Source organism: Synechocystis sp. LEGE 06083 (assembly GCF_015207725.1).
Taxonomy (GTDB): domain Bacteria; phylum Cyanobacteriota; class Cyanobacteriia; order Cyanobacteriales; family Microcystaceae; genus Synechocystis; species Synechocystis salina.
The window spans coordinates 1-13977 of the sequence record NZ_JADEWJ010000083.1; the positions used below are offsets into that span (position 1 = coordinate 1).

A 13977-nucleotide genomic window follows, 5' to 3' on the forward strand; every position below is an offset into this window, starting at 1 on the left:
GGGGGGAGAATTACCTGCTAGATAGCTCAGATCTCTGAAGATTTGCGATCATAACTCTGCTTTATGATTAACGAACATTAGCAATCATTGGCATTAATTTTATGGAATTGCTTTATCACCATTTATTACAAGACAATTTATATAGTTTTCAAAAATTTTTACAATCGACCCTATTTTCTAAACAGTTTATCATTTCAGTTTGTCGTTTAAATCGTAACTGACTATTAGAGTTAAAATCATACTTGTCGCGACTGGAAGATCCAATGACTAATATTAATGAATTTGTCAACATCAAAATTGAATTAAGAGATCTGAATATTGGCAAGCGTTTACCCAATGATATTTATATTCATCACTCTACAATTTTGCATTTACCGTCCACAATACAACAATATGAAAGCCTTGCTCGACAAATTTTTGATGAAAATTATCAATCTAAACTAAATCAAAATTTACAATTTACACTGATTAAATTTAATCTTAATGAGCCAAAAATTTCTTATCTTGATTACCCCAATTTTGATTTAGATGCCCATCCGGCTTTGCAACAAAGTACGCAGATAAATTTAGAGTTGAATAATTGCGAAGTTCGCCATTACGGGGAGAATCCTCCCATCCTGCACCGTAAGGAAACTTTTGTTTGTGCTGATTATCCGTTGTATGAAACCTTTGTTGCGTTAACTCAGGCAGAGGAAAAACTCGGTTTATTAGCTAATTCTCGTCAGATCGGTCACCGTCAGCAGTGGGAGAAACGACTGCAACAGTTTCGGGTCAGGATTGAAGACCATAAGTTGATTGAGATTAAGGAATCTGCCCATCAATCTCCTAAAATTGACCGTCACAAAGCCGCTATTGTTCGGCGGCAGATGTCTCGCCCGGTGCGATCGCTGTTTGACGCTGACCTGCTGAGCCAGGGGATGACCTTTTTTGACTATGGTTGCGGGCATGGGGAAGATCTTAAATTTGTTGCACAAAGAGGATTTCAGGTAGATGGTTGGGATCCATTTTATAAACCTGATGGCCGTCCTTCCGGGGACTGTAAACCTGCGGATGTGGTCAATCTGGGTTATGTGATTAATGTCATTGAAAATCCAGCGGAAAGACGGGAAGCGTTAGTCCAAGCATGGGAACTGGCCCAAAAAATATTGGTGGTGTCGGCTCAGGTGTTAATTGCAGATGGGGGGAATGGTCATATTGCCTATGGTGATGGGGTGATTACCAGCCGCAATACGTTTCAGAAATATTATGACCAAGAAGAACTGAAGCTTTATATTGATCATGTTTTAGGGGTTGATGCTATTCCGGTGGCATTGGGAATTTACTTTGTCTTTCGGGATGAGTCTCAGGCAGAAACTTTCCGAGCTTCCCGTTTTCGTTCACGGGCAACAACTCCCCGTATTCGCCTATCAGTGAAGCGATTTGAGGATTATCAAGAACTTTTGCAACCTTTGATGGCTTTTTTAACAGAACGGGGGCGTTTGCCGAAGAAGGGGGAATTAGCGGCGGAAGCAGAAATTTGTGCTGAGTTTAAGACCTTAACCCGTGCCTTTAAGGTCATTGAGCAGGCAACGGACACTGAAGATTGGCAACGGATTACAGAGCAACGTCAACAGGATATTCAGATTTATTTGGCTTTATCTCACTTTGCGAAACGTCCTCGCTTTAGTCAGTTGGATGAGACTCTGCAAACAGATATCAAGGTGTTGTTTGGCACTTACAAGGAGGCTTGTTTGCTCTCAGATCGGATGCTGTTTAGTCTGGGGGATATGGAAAATCTAGCGGCGATCTCGCAGAGATCCGCTTCGCGGTGCGCCGAAAAGAGTCCCATCGGCATTTGCTCAAAGAAGGCGTTAGTAGTTCATATTAGTGCTCTGGATGCCCTTGATCCGCTGTTACGGTTATACGAAGGTTGTGCGAGCCGGACGGTGGGGCGATTAGAGAATGTAACGTTGGTACGATTTTATCTTCATGAGCCGAAAATTGCTTATATTTTCTGTCCAGATTTTGATACGAATCCCCATCCCCGTTGGCGGATGATGATGCAGATTGGTTTGCAGGATTTACAGGTTCGGTATAAAGAATATGACCCAGATTATGCGCCAGTGGTCCATTGCAAGGATCGATTGGTAGGGAAGGAATATCCTCTATTTGATAAGTTTGCTAAGTTATCGCAACAGGAAGAGGATTGGGGGTTACTGGATAATTGGTCAGAAATTCAACTGTGGCCGGGATGGCAAAGGACGTTACGGGAGATGGGAGTGGAATTTAAAGGGCATCGGTTGGTATGGTGTTCTGACGCTGATCCCTATACGCAGAAAATCATTAAAGCCCGTATTCGTAACCAGCAACGACAACGCCAAAACCTTTCCTAAGCCATAGAATGAGAATAACAGTCCACCATTTAATCTGAAATAATGCTACAAAACTTAGACCGCATCACGTTTGATCTTCAGATTATGGGAGGAAAGGCCTGTATTCGCGGAATGCGTGTGCCTGTTTCATTAGTCTTGAATTTGTTGGCAAATGGTAAAACATCAGAAGAAATTATTGATGATTATCCTTATTTAGAACAGGAAGATATTCAACAATCGATGCTTTATGCAGCTTGGTTAAGCCAGGATAAGATTATTCCTTTGCCCCAAAAAAGAGAGAGAGAAACCGCTTCATGAAGTTTCTGGCTGATATGGGAATTTCACCTAAAACAGTTCAGTGGTTAATCAATCAGGGGTATGATGCGATTCACTTGTTAGATGAAGGTTTGGAAAAGCTTTCTGATGAGAAAATTTTAGAAAAAGCTCAGACTGAAAAAAGAATTATTCTAACCGTTGATCTTGATTTTGGTACGTTGTTGGCGATCGCCAAAACTCCTTTTCCTAGCGTGGTTATTTTTCGTCTTAATAATGCTAGCCGAAATGTTATTGAAGCCCGCTTAAGAATTGTTTTAGAGAATTGTTTACAAGATTTAGAAGCCGGAGCAATTTTATCTGTTGATGATGAAAAAATTCGGATTCGTTACTTACCTATTTAGTCAATTCCAAGATATTTGTACGGCTTGAATCACTTTAGCCAGAATATCCGCTGCCTGTTCAATGTCTGCATAGGTTGTAAATTTGCCTATGCCAATCCGTAAGGCTCCATCCATGAAGTTATCAGGGAGATTCATCGCTCTCAACACATGGGATGGCGTAATTGTTCCGCTGGAGCAAGCTGAGCCAGTTGAGATAGCTATTTGCTCCCGAATACGAGCAATGATGGCGCTGTTGGGGATATCGGGAATGGCGATATGCAGGTTTCCCGCCAAACGTTGGGACTGGTTGCCGTTAACGATAATCTCTGGAATGACTGTTTGGAGGCTGGTTTGGAGATAATTTCGTTTTTGAGCGATCGCCGTTTCATCGACCTCCATTTCTAATTGACGTAAACGACAGGCTTCACCGAGTCCAACAATGCCGGGAAGATTTAATGTGCCAGGGCGTAGTCCTTGCTGCTGTCCACCACCCAAAAATAAGGGTTCAAGGCGATGATTAGATTTACGGATGAGTGCGCCAATGCCTTGGGGAGCATAGAGTTTGTGGCCAGACATAGCCAGCAGGGTGATACCCCAATCCTGAAAATTAATGGGAATTTTACCGATCGCCTGGGATGCGTCACAGAGGAAAGGAACAGAGTAGCGTTTGGCGATCGCCGCAATCGATTCAATAGGGTAGATGGTTCCGACTTCATTATTGGCTGCCATGACGCAGAGCAGGTCTAAGCCTTGGTGACAGACTTCTTCGATTTCATTGAGGTTGAGATTTGCTTGGGAATCAACGGGTAAAACGATCAATTCGATGCGTCCTTGTTTTTCGAGGTGGCGACAGGTATCAAGAACGGCTTTGTGCTCGACGGCGGAGATGGCAATGCGGGGAATTTGCTGTTGCCTTTCTAGGGCTGTGCCTTGGATAGCAAGGTTAACACTCTCGGTTGCGCCTGAGGTGAAAATAATTTCCTTGGGGCGGCAGTTAATGAGTTCAGCGATTTGTTGTTTAGCTTGATCAACAGCGACACGAGCATGATCACCAACGGCATGGTCAACACTGCTAGCGTTTCCAAATTGATTAGTCATAAATGCCAAGACTTTTTTGGCAACCCTGGGATCAACGGGAGTTGTGGCATGGTAGTCGAGATAGATCGGCTTATTACTTCGCATTGGACACCAGGGGGGCGATTAAGGCTTCTAGTTCGGGAACATCTTTTTGCACAACATCCCAAAGTGTGTTGAAATTAATTCGGTCATATTAGTGGGCTAATATGTCCCTCATTCCGGCAATATCTTTCCAAGGAATGTGAGGCGTTATTGATTTGATCTCAGCAGATAGGCGTTTTGTCGCTTCGCCAATCACAATTATTTGATAGAGGATCGCGGATTGTTTTTCTTCGTTGGCACTGAGTTCTTCTTTTGTTAATCCGTTGCTAAATATCTGGATTCGCTGAATGGCGTTCAGAATATCAAGTAGATAAGCATTGTCACGATTCATAGATAATCACCGCACTGTTTAGAATCTCTTGACGACGTATCCAATTATCGCCTTCTTCTATAGCGGCTTTGACCACTAAATCCACTTTACGGTGCAATATTTCTTCAAACTGATGCTTAATTTTGGCAAGGGTCAGTAATCCTTGGCGAGCATCTGGGGCAAAGGAAACAAGCAAATCAATATCACTATCCTCGTTAAATTCTTCTGTGAGGGCGGAACCAAATAGTGCTAGTTCGCTGATCTGCCACTTTTGACAGAGTTCTGCCAAAGTTTGTTGGGAAATTTTGAGGTGATTTGCTGAAAGCATACTGAATGTTCAAAAGATAGAGTACACGTTATTAACTACTTAGGATATACCCAATTTCCCGAAAATCCCTGCTTTGTCGCCAAAGTGATTAATGGTTTAATGATTGACTCATAAGCTTTGAAAAGTTTTTCTGAATCTAACAAATCATTTTCTGACAAATTCAAATCAGCAACGTAAGGATCTATTACTTTATTCCATGATTGTCTAGGAAAGTGTTCATGATTGGTAACTAATGCTAAATGGTGCAAGTTAACGAAATCATAAAAATATTGATCAGCGGGTAAATTATTAGATTTTGATGAATTTACCTCTGGAATAACTGGAACAAGATTCCATAATTGATCGTGGGCAACAAATGACCAAGGCAAATAATGATCTAAAGATAAATAATCTGGATTTAATTTCTGGCTTGAATAGATGCAATTTAATGATTGATAGTTGAGAACAGATTTCCAAAATTTTGTCTGAGAAGATAGTGATCCTCTTTGTTGAGGTGTAAGCAACTTATTAACAATATTTGGCGTTGTGGGATTTCTTGATTGCATATATTGTAGCCATTCCCATGATGCCCAACTTTTAACAATTACAAAATTTTCTTCGATATAATTTACCCAGTCTGGAGACAAAATAATTCCTTGACAATCTTTCACCAAATCAGCATCAAAATGATATAAAGCATTTCTTGATTTGTAATTATTATTAGTCAAATCTAAAATGACTTGATTAACTTTAACATCTTTTAAACCTTGTGTTTCCTGACTATAAAAAGGACGAATTAATCGAAATGGAACATATTTGACCAAGTATGTAATTAAATCATCATAGGTTTGATTGGATATTGTCTTTCTGAGAAGCTGTTTATCAGGATCGTTGAATTTTAAAATTGGCTCACTAATAATTAAATTTAGAGAATCTAGTTTTTCGGTGATTTTGTCTTGCGTTCCAAAAGAAAGTTTAAAATAAGTATGAGGAAACCAAGCATTGGCCAAAATTTCAACGACTAACTCAGCAAAGCTAATCGGAGACATGACATCAAATTTTCTGCGTTTTAAAATATCTAACAGAGAAAGAAAAAAGAGATATTTATAAGAATTTGTTGTCTTATTAAAAAGCTGAATAAGAATCGAAACATTTACCTGCTTAGATTCCGGTAAGCTTTGGGAAGAAATACCAGAGGAACCATTCTGCGTGAAATTTCCCAAGTAGAAGTTAACAAAGCTATTGGCTGCATCAGGATCAAGAGTTTGTAGAGCTGTGGTGATTTGGTGAATGGTTTCACCAGTGGGATCAATCTTCTCGTGGAACCAACGAAATACAATCGGACGCTCAACACCCAAGGCGATCGCCAAACGATTTTGGCTGATGTCGTGTAGCTCTAAAGTCTTTTTTAATGCTTGTCCTGCTTTTCCCATGACTTGATTATCACAGAAAAATCAGGCGTCAGTGTTGTCATATATGATAACATCAGATAACTACTAAGAGCACTGAGCAATTATGAGTGATTTCCCAAAAGACTGGGCAATGTACGAACCCGATGGTGATTTTGCGGTTTCAGAAATGATGCGTGAAGTTAAAGCCGCCCTGAAAAATAGGCCTTTGCCTGATGTACGGACGCTGTTAAAAGCAAAAATTGAACTTGTAGGCAAAAGTCATGGTGAAATTTATGATTCAGAAGTACGTAATAGAATCGAGAGTTATTTGACCTCTTGGGCTTGCGAGATACATGAACTTACAGATAATTGGAATCGCCTATCTTCTTCCTATTGGAGATTATAATGAGTGAAATATTTCAATGTCCTTATTGCAAAGCTTTAGCGACCTGGAAAAAAGGTAATTATATTCATCGTCGTACTTGTGAAAATTTGGAATGTAGAAAAAAACTTAACAAGGATACCGCTAAAAAATATGATCAACTACGTCAAAAAAAGAAAATACAGGAGTTAAAGTTCCAAGGATTTAATGTTGTCACTTGCCAAATCTGCAATGAAGAGTTTGAAATGATTCATCATAGCCATTTGAAAACACATGGTTTAACAGTGGCCGAATATCGAAATAGATTTCCCAATGCTTTGATTTGCAACTCTCATAGTCACAAAAAGCGAAGTCAGACGGCTTTAAAACGTTCTAAATATAAAAGCTATTCGGGAAAAAATATCGATAATGATTTTTTAGAATTTTTAACTGGTTCATTATTGGGTGATGGATCTCTAGAAAAAGGAAAAAGGAAACTTAATGCCCGTTATGCAGAAGGCGGAGCTAACAAGGAGTATATAAAATGGAAATTTACTTTTTTAAAAGATTATCTTCCCTGTTCCTTTCAAGAAGCTTTATCTTCACCTCATGTTAAATCAGGAAAACAATATCGAGGATGGTGGATAAAAACGGGTGTTCATCCTGCATTAACTGATTTACATTCTATTTGGTATTTAGAAAAGAAATTATTGCCTAGAGAATTTATTGAAAAATATCTAACCGAATTTGCTTTCTGTATTTGGTTTTATGATGATGGTTGCTCTGCTAGTGGTCTAAACTTATATCCTATGAGTTTTTCCGAAGATGATGTTGAATTTTTATCGTCAATTATCTTGAAAAGATTTAATCTAAAAAACTCTGTTTTAAGAACAAAACAAGGTCATTTTTTCATTAAAATTAGTCAAAAAGTAAAATCTGAACTAAAAGCAATTCTCGATAAATTTCCAATTCCAGGAATGGAATATAAACGAAATTTTTAATGAAAATAACTGTACAAAAACAAATTTTTCAAAACTTGAATCAGAACAGGTTAGTTTTTCCCACTTTTCAGTTCCGTCCGTGTAACGTTGCTCAAAGTATCGCAAATTGTCTGTTTGATTGTAATCTTTTTGGGCAACTATGGGTTTCAAGGGAGCTATTTCTTGTAGCAAATCAGCTAGACGACTACGATTATTTTCGACTTGTTCGGCGATCGCCAATCCACATTAAAATCAGACCCTTCCCAAATGCGTAACTCATCTGACTGGCGACGATGGGTAATTCAAGCTTAATGAACTACTTGAAGGCCTTTTAGTTCCATCAATCTAGTATCCTAAGATAGAATAGTTCACAGTGACTAGCTTGACGTTGAAGGGACTTTAGCGGTCTAATCGATCTAGTGGTTTCACCGGCTTTGCCCCGGTTGAGCAATCCTCTTTTTTTTGCAAATATCATGACGGTTAAAGTTCTTATTCCGACTCCGCTACAAAAGTTCACCAGTGGTCAAGCCACCATTGATTGTGAGGCCGCTGACGTAGGGCAGTTGATTGAAGCTCTAGAAGCTAGTTGTCCCGGTATTAAGGCCCGGCTGTGCGACGAAGAAGGCAAACCCCGCCGCTTTCTCAATTTTTACGTCAACGAAGAAGACATCCGCTTTTTAGAAGGTACAGACACAACCCTGAGTGCAGGGGATGAAGTAAGTATTGTGCCCGCCGTAGCTGGGGGTTAACGATCGCCTAAAGATCAAATGGAGGTGAAAAGTGTAATCCACCTCAAAACTGGCCCGGGGACTCCTTCCTGGGTTTTTGTTATGGCAGGAAAAGGGGGTTTGATATTGCCCCCCTAGCTTCCCTATTTTGTCCATGGGTGCAGACTTACACCGTCGCCAGTTGGGGTTCTGGACGTTTGCTGTTTCGCACTCCGGCGATCGCCTCGGCGTAATCGGGGGCATTGAACACAGCGGAACCGGCCACAATGGCGTTGGCTCCGGCCTCTAGCACTTGCCAAGTGTTATTGGGTTTAAGCCCACCATCTACTTCGATCCAGGGATCCAGACCCCGTTCATCACACATTTGCCGTAGGGCACGGATTTTGGGTAACACTTCGGGAATGAAGCTTTGACCACCAAAGCCGGGGTTGACGCTCATGATCAAGATTAGATCACAGACGGGTAATACATATTCAAGAAAATCAAGGGGAGTAGAAGGATTGAGCACCGCCCCGGCCTTTTTACCCAATTCCCGAATTTGACAAAGGGTACGATGCAAATGGGGAGAAGCGTTGTGCTCCACATGGACAGAAATAATGTCAGCACCGGCCTTGGCAAAATCTTCGACGTACTTTTCCGGCTCAACGATCATTAAATGAACGTCCAAGGGTTTTTTGGTCAGGGGACGAATAGCGTCCACAATCAGCGGGCCAATGGTGATATTGGGCACAAAGCGGCCGTCCATCACATCAACGTGGATCCAATCAGCCCCAGCTTCGTCCACGGCTTTAATTTCTTCACCTAAGCGGCTGAAGTCCGCTGACAAAATTGAGGGAGCAACGACGATATTTTTGGGCATGGGAAGGGTCTCTAAGTATTTCAACTCATAAACAAGCTTGAAATTCAGTGTAAACAATTACGGTCAATTGTAGTAGGCCCCCAAAGCCGGCCTTTAAAATAGAAAATAGTCCGTTAGAACAAATTAGAAGCCAAATTTAAGCTGACTTTTTAATGTCTGACCCTGATGTGTCCGTCTCCCCAGTCAAGGCCGAGGCTTGGTATAGCTATGGCATCGAAAAAACCCTACGCCGGTTGACCACTGTCCCCCATCGGGGGTTGGCGGAAAAGACTGTGGTGGAACGAAGACGTACCCATGGGCTGAATGAAATTGCCACGATCGCCGGTCGTAATAATTGGCAAATTTTGCTTGACCAGTTCACCAATGTGATGTTGTTGATGCTGATCGGGGTGGCAATTATTTCCGGGGTTTTAGACCTGCTCAGTTTACGGCTAGAACAATCCCAGACGGAGGGTTTGCCCTTCAAGGATACCATCGCTATTTTTGCCATTGTCATTCTTAATGGCTTGTTGGGTTATTTCCAAGAAAGTCGGGCAGAAAAGGCCTTAGCAGCCCTGAAAAAAATGGCTTCTCCCAAGGTACAGGTGGTACGGGACGGCGATCGCCAGGAAGTTAAAGCGGCCAGCTTGGTGCCGGGGGACATTATTTTGCTGGAGGCGGGCAGTCAACTCTGTGCCGATGGGCAACTAATTGAAGTAGCTAATTTATTGGTGCGGGAATCGGCCCTGACCGGGGAAGCCCAGCCGGTGGAAAAAATTGTCAGTAAGAGCGGCTTACCCCTAGATACCCCCCTTGGCGATCGCCAAAATATGGTCTTTTCCGGCACCGAAGTTATTCAAGGCCGGGGCAGAGCGGTGATTACCAACACTGGCATGGCCACCGAATTGGGCAAAATCGCCCAGATGTTACAGACCGTGGCCCCGGAACCCACCCCCCTCCAAAAACGAATGGAAAATTTGGCCGGCATCCTGGTGTCTGGTTCCCTCATGTTGGTGGCGGTGGTAATTATTCTGGGGGTTTGGCAGAGTGGCTGGGGACAACTGCGACAGTTGGTGGAAACGTCCCTGAGCATGGCGGTGGCGGTGGTGCCAGAAGGTTTACCGGCGGTGATTACGGTTACCCTGGCCCTGGGTACCCAGAGAATGATTAAACGTCACGCCCTGATCCGCAAGTTACCGGCAGTGGAAACCCTCGGATCCGTCAATGTGATTTGTTCCGATAAAACTGGCACTCTCACCCAAAATAAAATGGTGGTACGGGAGGTGCTGACCCATGGCGATCGCCTCAGTATTGGCGGAGAAGGCTACCAACCCCAGGGCAACATTATCAACCTATCGGACGGGGAACAGAGGACTACCTCCGGGCCATGGCCCCCAGCGCTGCAACTCCTGTGTCTCAACGCCATCCTCTGCAACGATTCTGACCTGAGCTGCAATCCTGGGGAAGTGCAGTGGCAAGTTATTGGCGACCCCACCGAAGGCGCATTACTGGCTCTGGCTAGGAAATTTGGCTTTGACCAGGCACAACTGCGGCCTAGTTTTATCCGCCGGGGAGAATTTCCTTTTTCTTCGGAACGTAAACGCATGGGAGTGGTGGTGGAAGTCCCCAGCGAAGAGGATCTCCATTTACCGGATTTATCGAGGATTTTGCAGACCTTGGCTTCACCGTCGGCACCCTACTTAATTTTTTCCAAAGGATCGCCGGAGTTGCTACTGTCCCAGTGCAACCAGATTCACATCGCTGGCCATGGGGTGCCCCTTAGCCCTCAACATCAAGAACAAATTTTGAGTGATAACAATTTCATGGCCAGTCGGGGGTTACGGGTATTGGGTTTTGCCTGTAAATCCCTGGCCCAGATTCCCAGCACCCCAGATCTTATTGCCGCCGAAGAAAATTTGGTTTGGTTGGGCATGGTGGGCATGTTGGATGCGCCCCGGCCAGAGGTGCGGCTAGCAGTGGCAAAATCCCTCGCCGCTGGCATTCGCACTGTGATGATTACCGGCGATCATCCCCTCACCGCCCTGGCGATCGCCAAGGATTTGGGCATTAACCAAGCCGGCGATCGTTTTTTGACAGGGCAAACCTTAGAACAGCTACAACAAAGCGACCTAGAAGCCCAGGTGGAAGAGGTGAGTGTCTTTGCCAGGGTTTCCCCCGAACATAAACTACGCATTGTCAAAGCGTTCCAAGCCAGGAATCGTTTTGTGGCCATGACCGGCGATGGGGTCAACGATGCCCCGGCCCTCAAACAAGCCGACATTGGCATTGCCATGGGCATCACTGGCACCGATGTCAGTAAAGAAGCCAGCGACATGGTTTTGTTGGACGACAACTTTGCCACCATTGTGGCCGCCGCCGAGGAAGGGCGGGTGGTCTATAACAACATCCGTAGCTTCATTAAATACATTCTGGGCAGCAACGTGGGGGAAGTGATCACCATTGCTTCCGCTCCCCTGCTGGGGTTGTCTGGGGTGCCCCTCACCCCCCTACAAATCCTTTGGATGAATTTGGTCACCGATGGCTTACCAGCCTTAGCTTTGGCCATGGAACCGGGGGAACCAAACATTATGCAGCGTCGCCCCTTTAGTCCCCAGGAAAGTATTTTTTCGCGGGGATTGGGGGCCTATATTATCCGCATCGGTCTGGTTTTTGCTGTGGTTACCATCACCCTCATGCTCTTGGCCTATCACACCACTGAGCTAGCCGGTGTGCCGGGCAGTTGGAAAACCATGGTCTTCACTACCCTTTGTATTGCCCAGATGGGCCACGCCATTGCGGTGCGTTCCAGCCACCGTTTAACCATAGAAATGAACCCTTTAACCAATCCCTACCTCTGGGGAGCCGTAATTGTCACCACCATGCTGCAATTGGGCTTGGTGTACGTTGAACCTCTGAGAAATTTCTTTGGTACTGATTGGCTCAGCCCCCAGCAACTACTGATTTGTTTTGGTTTTAGCAGTTTAATGTTCGTCTGGGTGGAGTTGGAAAAGTTATTTGCCCGGTTGACGAGATAATTTTGGCCATCATCAAATTCCCCAAATAAGCAATGGGGAAAAGGAGAGTTTTGCCGACGCTACGAGAAAAGTTAGAATGGTTGACCAAATAAGATTATTTAATTACTATGCCCCGCACCCAACGTAACGATAATTTCATTGATAAGTCCTTTACCGTTATGGCGGACATTATCCTGAAAATTCTGCCCACTAACCAAAAAGCGAAAGAAGCCTTTGTTTATTATCGCGACGGTATGTCGGCCCAGGCGGACGGGGAATATGCTGAGGCTTTGGATAACTACGAGGAAGCGTTACGGTTGGAGGAAAATCCCAATGACCGCAGTTACATTCTCTATAACATGGCCCTAATCCACGCCAGCAACGGCGACCATGAAAAGGCCCTGGGGCTTTACCAAGAAGCCATTGAACTCAACCCCAAAATGCCTTCAGCGTTGAATAATGTTGCAGTGATTTACCATTTCCAAGGGGAAAAGGCGAAGGAAGCGGGACAGGAAGACGATGCCGAAAATTTGTTTGATAAAGCGGCGGAGTATTGGAAACAGGCCATACGTTTGGCCCCGAACAACTACATCGAGGCCCAAAACTGGCTTAAAATCACCGGGCGATCGGAAATGGATGTGTTTTTCTAGCCCCTATCCCCTAGGAATTTGTTTTCAAATCTCCCTTCTCTACCCCCAAATACAGGAGCAGACCAAAAGGTTCTTAAGGGTTATCCAAGCGCTGGATCAGGCTTTCTGGGGGGGCACTATTTTTAATTTTGGCGATCGCCGTGCTGGTACCGGTATGGCCCCAACTGGCCCCCTGAGCTAGGTAAATTTTTGCGCCTTCCCCCACAATATAGGTGCTGTAGGCAGCCACTCCCCCCTGCAGCGCAGCGCCCCCAGCGTAGGCCCCTAGATTGCCAGGATTGTCAAAAATACCAGCGGTTTTTTGCCAGCCTAAAAATAAAGCTGACACCCATTGACTCAGTAAAATACCACCGGCACCAATTACCACTTTTTTCCAGATGCGGCCCGCTTCGTAGCTGGTGATAGGCAAACCATAGAGCCGTGCTAGACCCCGAATCAACAACAGATCGGTGATCAAACTAGCTCCCAAATCCAAGAGACCGATGGGATTAACGGCGATCGCCAGGGCCTTGTAGCGCATATATTTACCAATGAGCTGATCCGCTTCGGCAGTGCGGATCTCAATGGTTTTGGTGGCAATATTCTTTTCGGCTTCTTCCACCTGACGCAGGGCATTGAGGGCCAACAGTTGACTGCCATCCCGGTTCAGAATGGTAAAAATTTTCTGGCGTAGTTGATCCAGTTGGGGGGGCGATTTTTCCCACCGTTCCTCTGGAGGGGGGCTTGGTCGGGAACCTCTGGGGGAAGGGCTATATTCCACCCGCACCATTATAGGGGGAGGCTCAGCGGCCACTAGTACAATGTCCTCGGCGGAAAAAATGGGACTATCTTCCCCGGCGGGGGTGAGGGACTGTAGCTGGGCAAAAATTTGTTGTTGATCCTGTTCTGGATATAGATCAATCTTATTGAATACTAACAGTAGGGGTTTTTGGGCTTGGCGCAATGTTTGGAGGGCAGCAAATTCGGTTTGGGTAATATCCCCAGCAATGACGAATAAAATCAGATCCGCTTGGTGAGCAACGGTTTGGGCCATGGCAGCTCGCGCTCCCCCAGCAATTTCATCTAGCCCCGGCGTATCAATCAGATCAATTTGAATTTTGTCGTTATTGCACCACCGCACCGATTGGGGCCATTGGGTTACCCCGTGGAGTGGCCCCGTTTCCAGGCGTTTTTCCCCCAACAGCGCATTAATCACGGTGGATTTGCCCCGAC

General features: G+C 44.5%; 14 protein-coding genes. 8 read left to right on the top strand and 6 right to left on the bottom strand.

Features of this window, described 5'->3' with window-relative positions; translation table 11 throughout:
- The first annotated feature begins 263 nt into the window (after positions 1 to 263).
- From IQ219_RS08305 to IQ219_RS08315, 3 genes are read left to right on the top strand one after another with little or no spacing between them, the layout of a single operon-like run.
- Complete coding sequence (locus tag IQ219_RS08305; protein ID WP_194072310.1) at positions 264 to 2372, top strand: DNA phosphorothioation-associated putative methyltransferase; 2109 nt, start codon at positions 264 to 266, stop codon at positions 2370 to 2372.
- Positions 2373 to 2414: 42 nt separating this feature from the next.
- Entirely contained in the window at positions 2415 to 2669 is a 255-nt protein-coding gene (locus IQ219_RS08310; RefSeq protein WP_194020433.1) for a DUF433 domain-containing protein, read from the top strand.
- Positions 2666 to 3028, top strand: coding sequence for a DUF5615 family PIN-like protein (locus IQ219_RS08315; protein ID WP_194020432.1), 363 nt, complete (start codon positions 2666 to 2668; stop codon positions 3026 to 3028). The genes IQ219_RS08310 and IQ219_RS08315 overlap by 4 nt, the downstream gene beginning before the upstream one ends.
- Here IQ219_RS08315 and IQ219_RS08320 read toward each other — a convergent pair whose 3' ends face one another.
- The 4 genes from IQ219_RS08320 to IQ219_RS08335 form a co-directional block, all read right to left on the bottom strand.
- Entirely contained in the window at positions 3029 to 4189 is a 1161-nt protein-coding gene (locus tag IQ219_RS08320) for a cysteine desulfurase family protein (protein WP_194072311.1), read from the bottom strand.
- Between the two features lie 88 nt (positions 4190 to 4277).
- A complete protein-coding gene (locus IQ219_RS08325) occupies positions 4278 to 4517 on the bottom strand; it encodes a DUF86 domain-containing protein (RefSeq protein ID WP_228015257.1) in 240 nt (79 codons plus the stop codon).
- Positions 4507 to 4824 (bottom strand): nucleotidyltransferase family protein, encoded by a 318-nt coding sequence (locus tag IQ219_RS08330; protein ID WP_194072312.1) that lies wholly within the window; start codon positions 4822 to 4824, stop codon positions 4507 to 4509. The genes IQ219_RS08325 and IQ219_RS08330 overlap by 11 nt, the downstream gene beginning before the upstream one ends.
- A gap of 35 nt (positions 4825 to 4859) precedes the next feature.
- The gene (locus IQ219_RS08335) at positions 4860 to 6236 is read right to left on the bottom strand and encodes an HNH endonuclease domain-containing protein (RefSeq protein ID WP_194072313.1); all 1377 of its coding nucleotides are present in this window, start codon (positions 6234 to 6236) and stop codon (positions 4860 to 4862) included.
- An 82-nt stretch (positions 6237 to 6318) separates the two neighbouring features.
- On the opposite strand from IQ219_RS08335, the gene IQ219_RS08340 reads away from it, so the two are divergent.
- The 3 genes from IQ219_RS08340 to IQ219_RS08350 all read left to right on the top strand — a co-directional run bounded on the left by IQ219_RS08340 (position 6319) and on the right by IQ219_RS08350 (position 8284).
- The gene (locus IQ219_RS08340) at positions 6319 to 6600 is read left to right on the top strand and encodes a hypothetical protein (RefSeq protein ID WP_194072314.1); all 282 of its coding nucleotides are present in this window, start codon (positions 6319 to 6321) and stop codon (positions 6598 to 6600) included.
- Positions 6600 to 7556, top strand: coding sequence for a DNA endonuclease (locus tag IQ219_RS08345; protein ID WP_194072315.1), 957 nt, complete (start codon positions 6600 to 6602; stop codon positions 7554 to 7556). The genes IQ219_RS08340 and IQ219_RS08345 overlap by 1 nt, the downstream gene beginning before the upstream one ends.
- A 398-nt stretch (positions 7557 to 7954) precedes the next feature.
- Positions 7955 to 8284: a MoaD/ThiS family protein gene (locus IQ219_RS08350; RefSeq protein ID WP_190597685.1), complete on the top strand. Its 330-nt coding sequence runs from the start codon at positions 7955 to 7957 to the stop codon at positions 8282 to 8284.
- Between the two features lie 145 nt (positions 8285 to 8429).
- Here the strand turns inward: IQ219_RS08350 and rpe are convergent, their stop codons facing one another.
- Positions 8430 to 9122 carry a ribulose-phosphate 3-epimerase gene (gene rpe, locus IQ219_RS08355; protein ID WP_194018856.1) on the bottom strand — a complete coding sequence of 231 codons (693 nt, stop codon included), beginning with the start codon at positions 9120 to 9122 and terminating at the stop codon, positions 8430 to 8432.
- A gap of 152 nt (positions 9123 to 9274) precedes the next feature.
- On the opposite strand from rpe, the gene IQ219_RS08360 reads away from it, so the two are divergent.
- The gene (locus IQ219_RS08360) at positions 9275 to 12136 is read left to right on the top strand and encodes a cation-transporting P-type ATPase (RefSeq protein ID WP_194018855.1); all 2862 of its coding nucleotides are present in this window, start codon (positions 9275 to 9277) and stop codon (positions 12134 to 12136) included.
- Between the two features lie 107 nt (positions 12137 to 12243).
- Positions 12244 to 12765, top strand: coding sequence for a photosystem I assembly protein Ycf3 (locus IQ219_RS08365; RefSeq protein ID WP_190597688.1), 522 nt, complete (start codon positions 12244 to 12246; stop codon positions 12763 to 12765).
- A gap of 73 nt (positions 12766 to 12838) precedes the next feature.
- Here IQ219_RS08365 and IQ219_RS08370 read toward each other — a convergent pair.
- The coding region (locus IQ219_RS08370) for a GTP-binding protein (protein ID WP_194072316.1) at positions 12839 to 13977 on the bottom strand (1139 nt) is incomplete at its 5' end.

Bases quoted from the DNA above. Each gene is read 5' to 3' on its own strand.
- IQ219_RS08305 (WP_194072310.1), top strand. From the start codon at position 264: ATGACTAATATTAATGAATTTGTCAACATCAAAATTGAATTAAGAGAT.
- IQ219_RS08310 (WP_194020433.1), top strand. From the start codon at position 2,415: ATGCTACAAAACTTAGACCGCATCACGTTTGATCTTCAGATTATGGGA.
- IQ219_RS08315 (WP_194020432.1), top strand. From the start codon at position 2,666: ATGAAGTTTCTGGCTGATATGGGAATTTCACCTAAAACAGTTCAGTGG.
- IQ219_RS08320 (WP_194072311.1), bottom strand. From the start codon at position 4,189: ATGCGAAGTAATAAGCCGATCTATCTCGACTACCATGCCACAACTCCC.
- IQ219_RS08325 (WP_228015257.1), bottom strand. From the start codon at position 4,517: ATGAATCGTGACAATGCTTATCTACTTGATATTCTGAACGCCATTCAG.
- IQ219_RS08330 (WP_194072312.1), bottom strand. From the start codon at position 4,824: ATGCTTTCAGCAAATCACCTCAAAATTTCCCAACAAACTTTGGCAGAA.
- IQ219_RS08335 (WP_194072313.1), bottom strand. From the start codon at position 6,236: ATGGGAAAAGCAGGACAAGCATTAAAAAAGACTTTAGAGCTACACGAC.
- IQ219_RS08340 (WP_194072314.1), top strand. From the start codon at position 6,319: ATGAGTGATTTCCCAAAAGACTGGGCAATGTACGAACCCGATGGTGAT.
- IQ219_RS08345 (WP_194072315.1), top strand. From the start codon at position 6,600: ATGAGTGAAATATTTCAATGTCCTTATTGCAAAGCTTTAGCGACCTGG.
- rpe (WP_194018856.1), bottom strand. From the start codon at position 9,122: ATGCCCAAAAATATCGTCGTTGCTCCCTCAATTTTGTCAGCGGACTTC.
- IQ219_RS08360 (WP_194018855.1), top strand. From the start codon at position 9,275: ATGTCTGACCCTGATGTGTCCGTCTCCCCAGTCAAGGCCGAGGCTTGG.
- IQ219_RS08365 (WP_190597688.1), top strand. From the start codon at position 12,244: ATGCCCCGCACCCAACGTAACGATAATTTCATTGATAAGTCCTTTACC.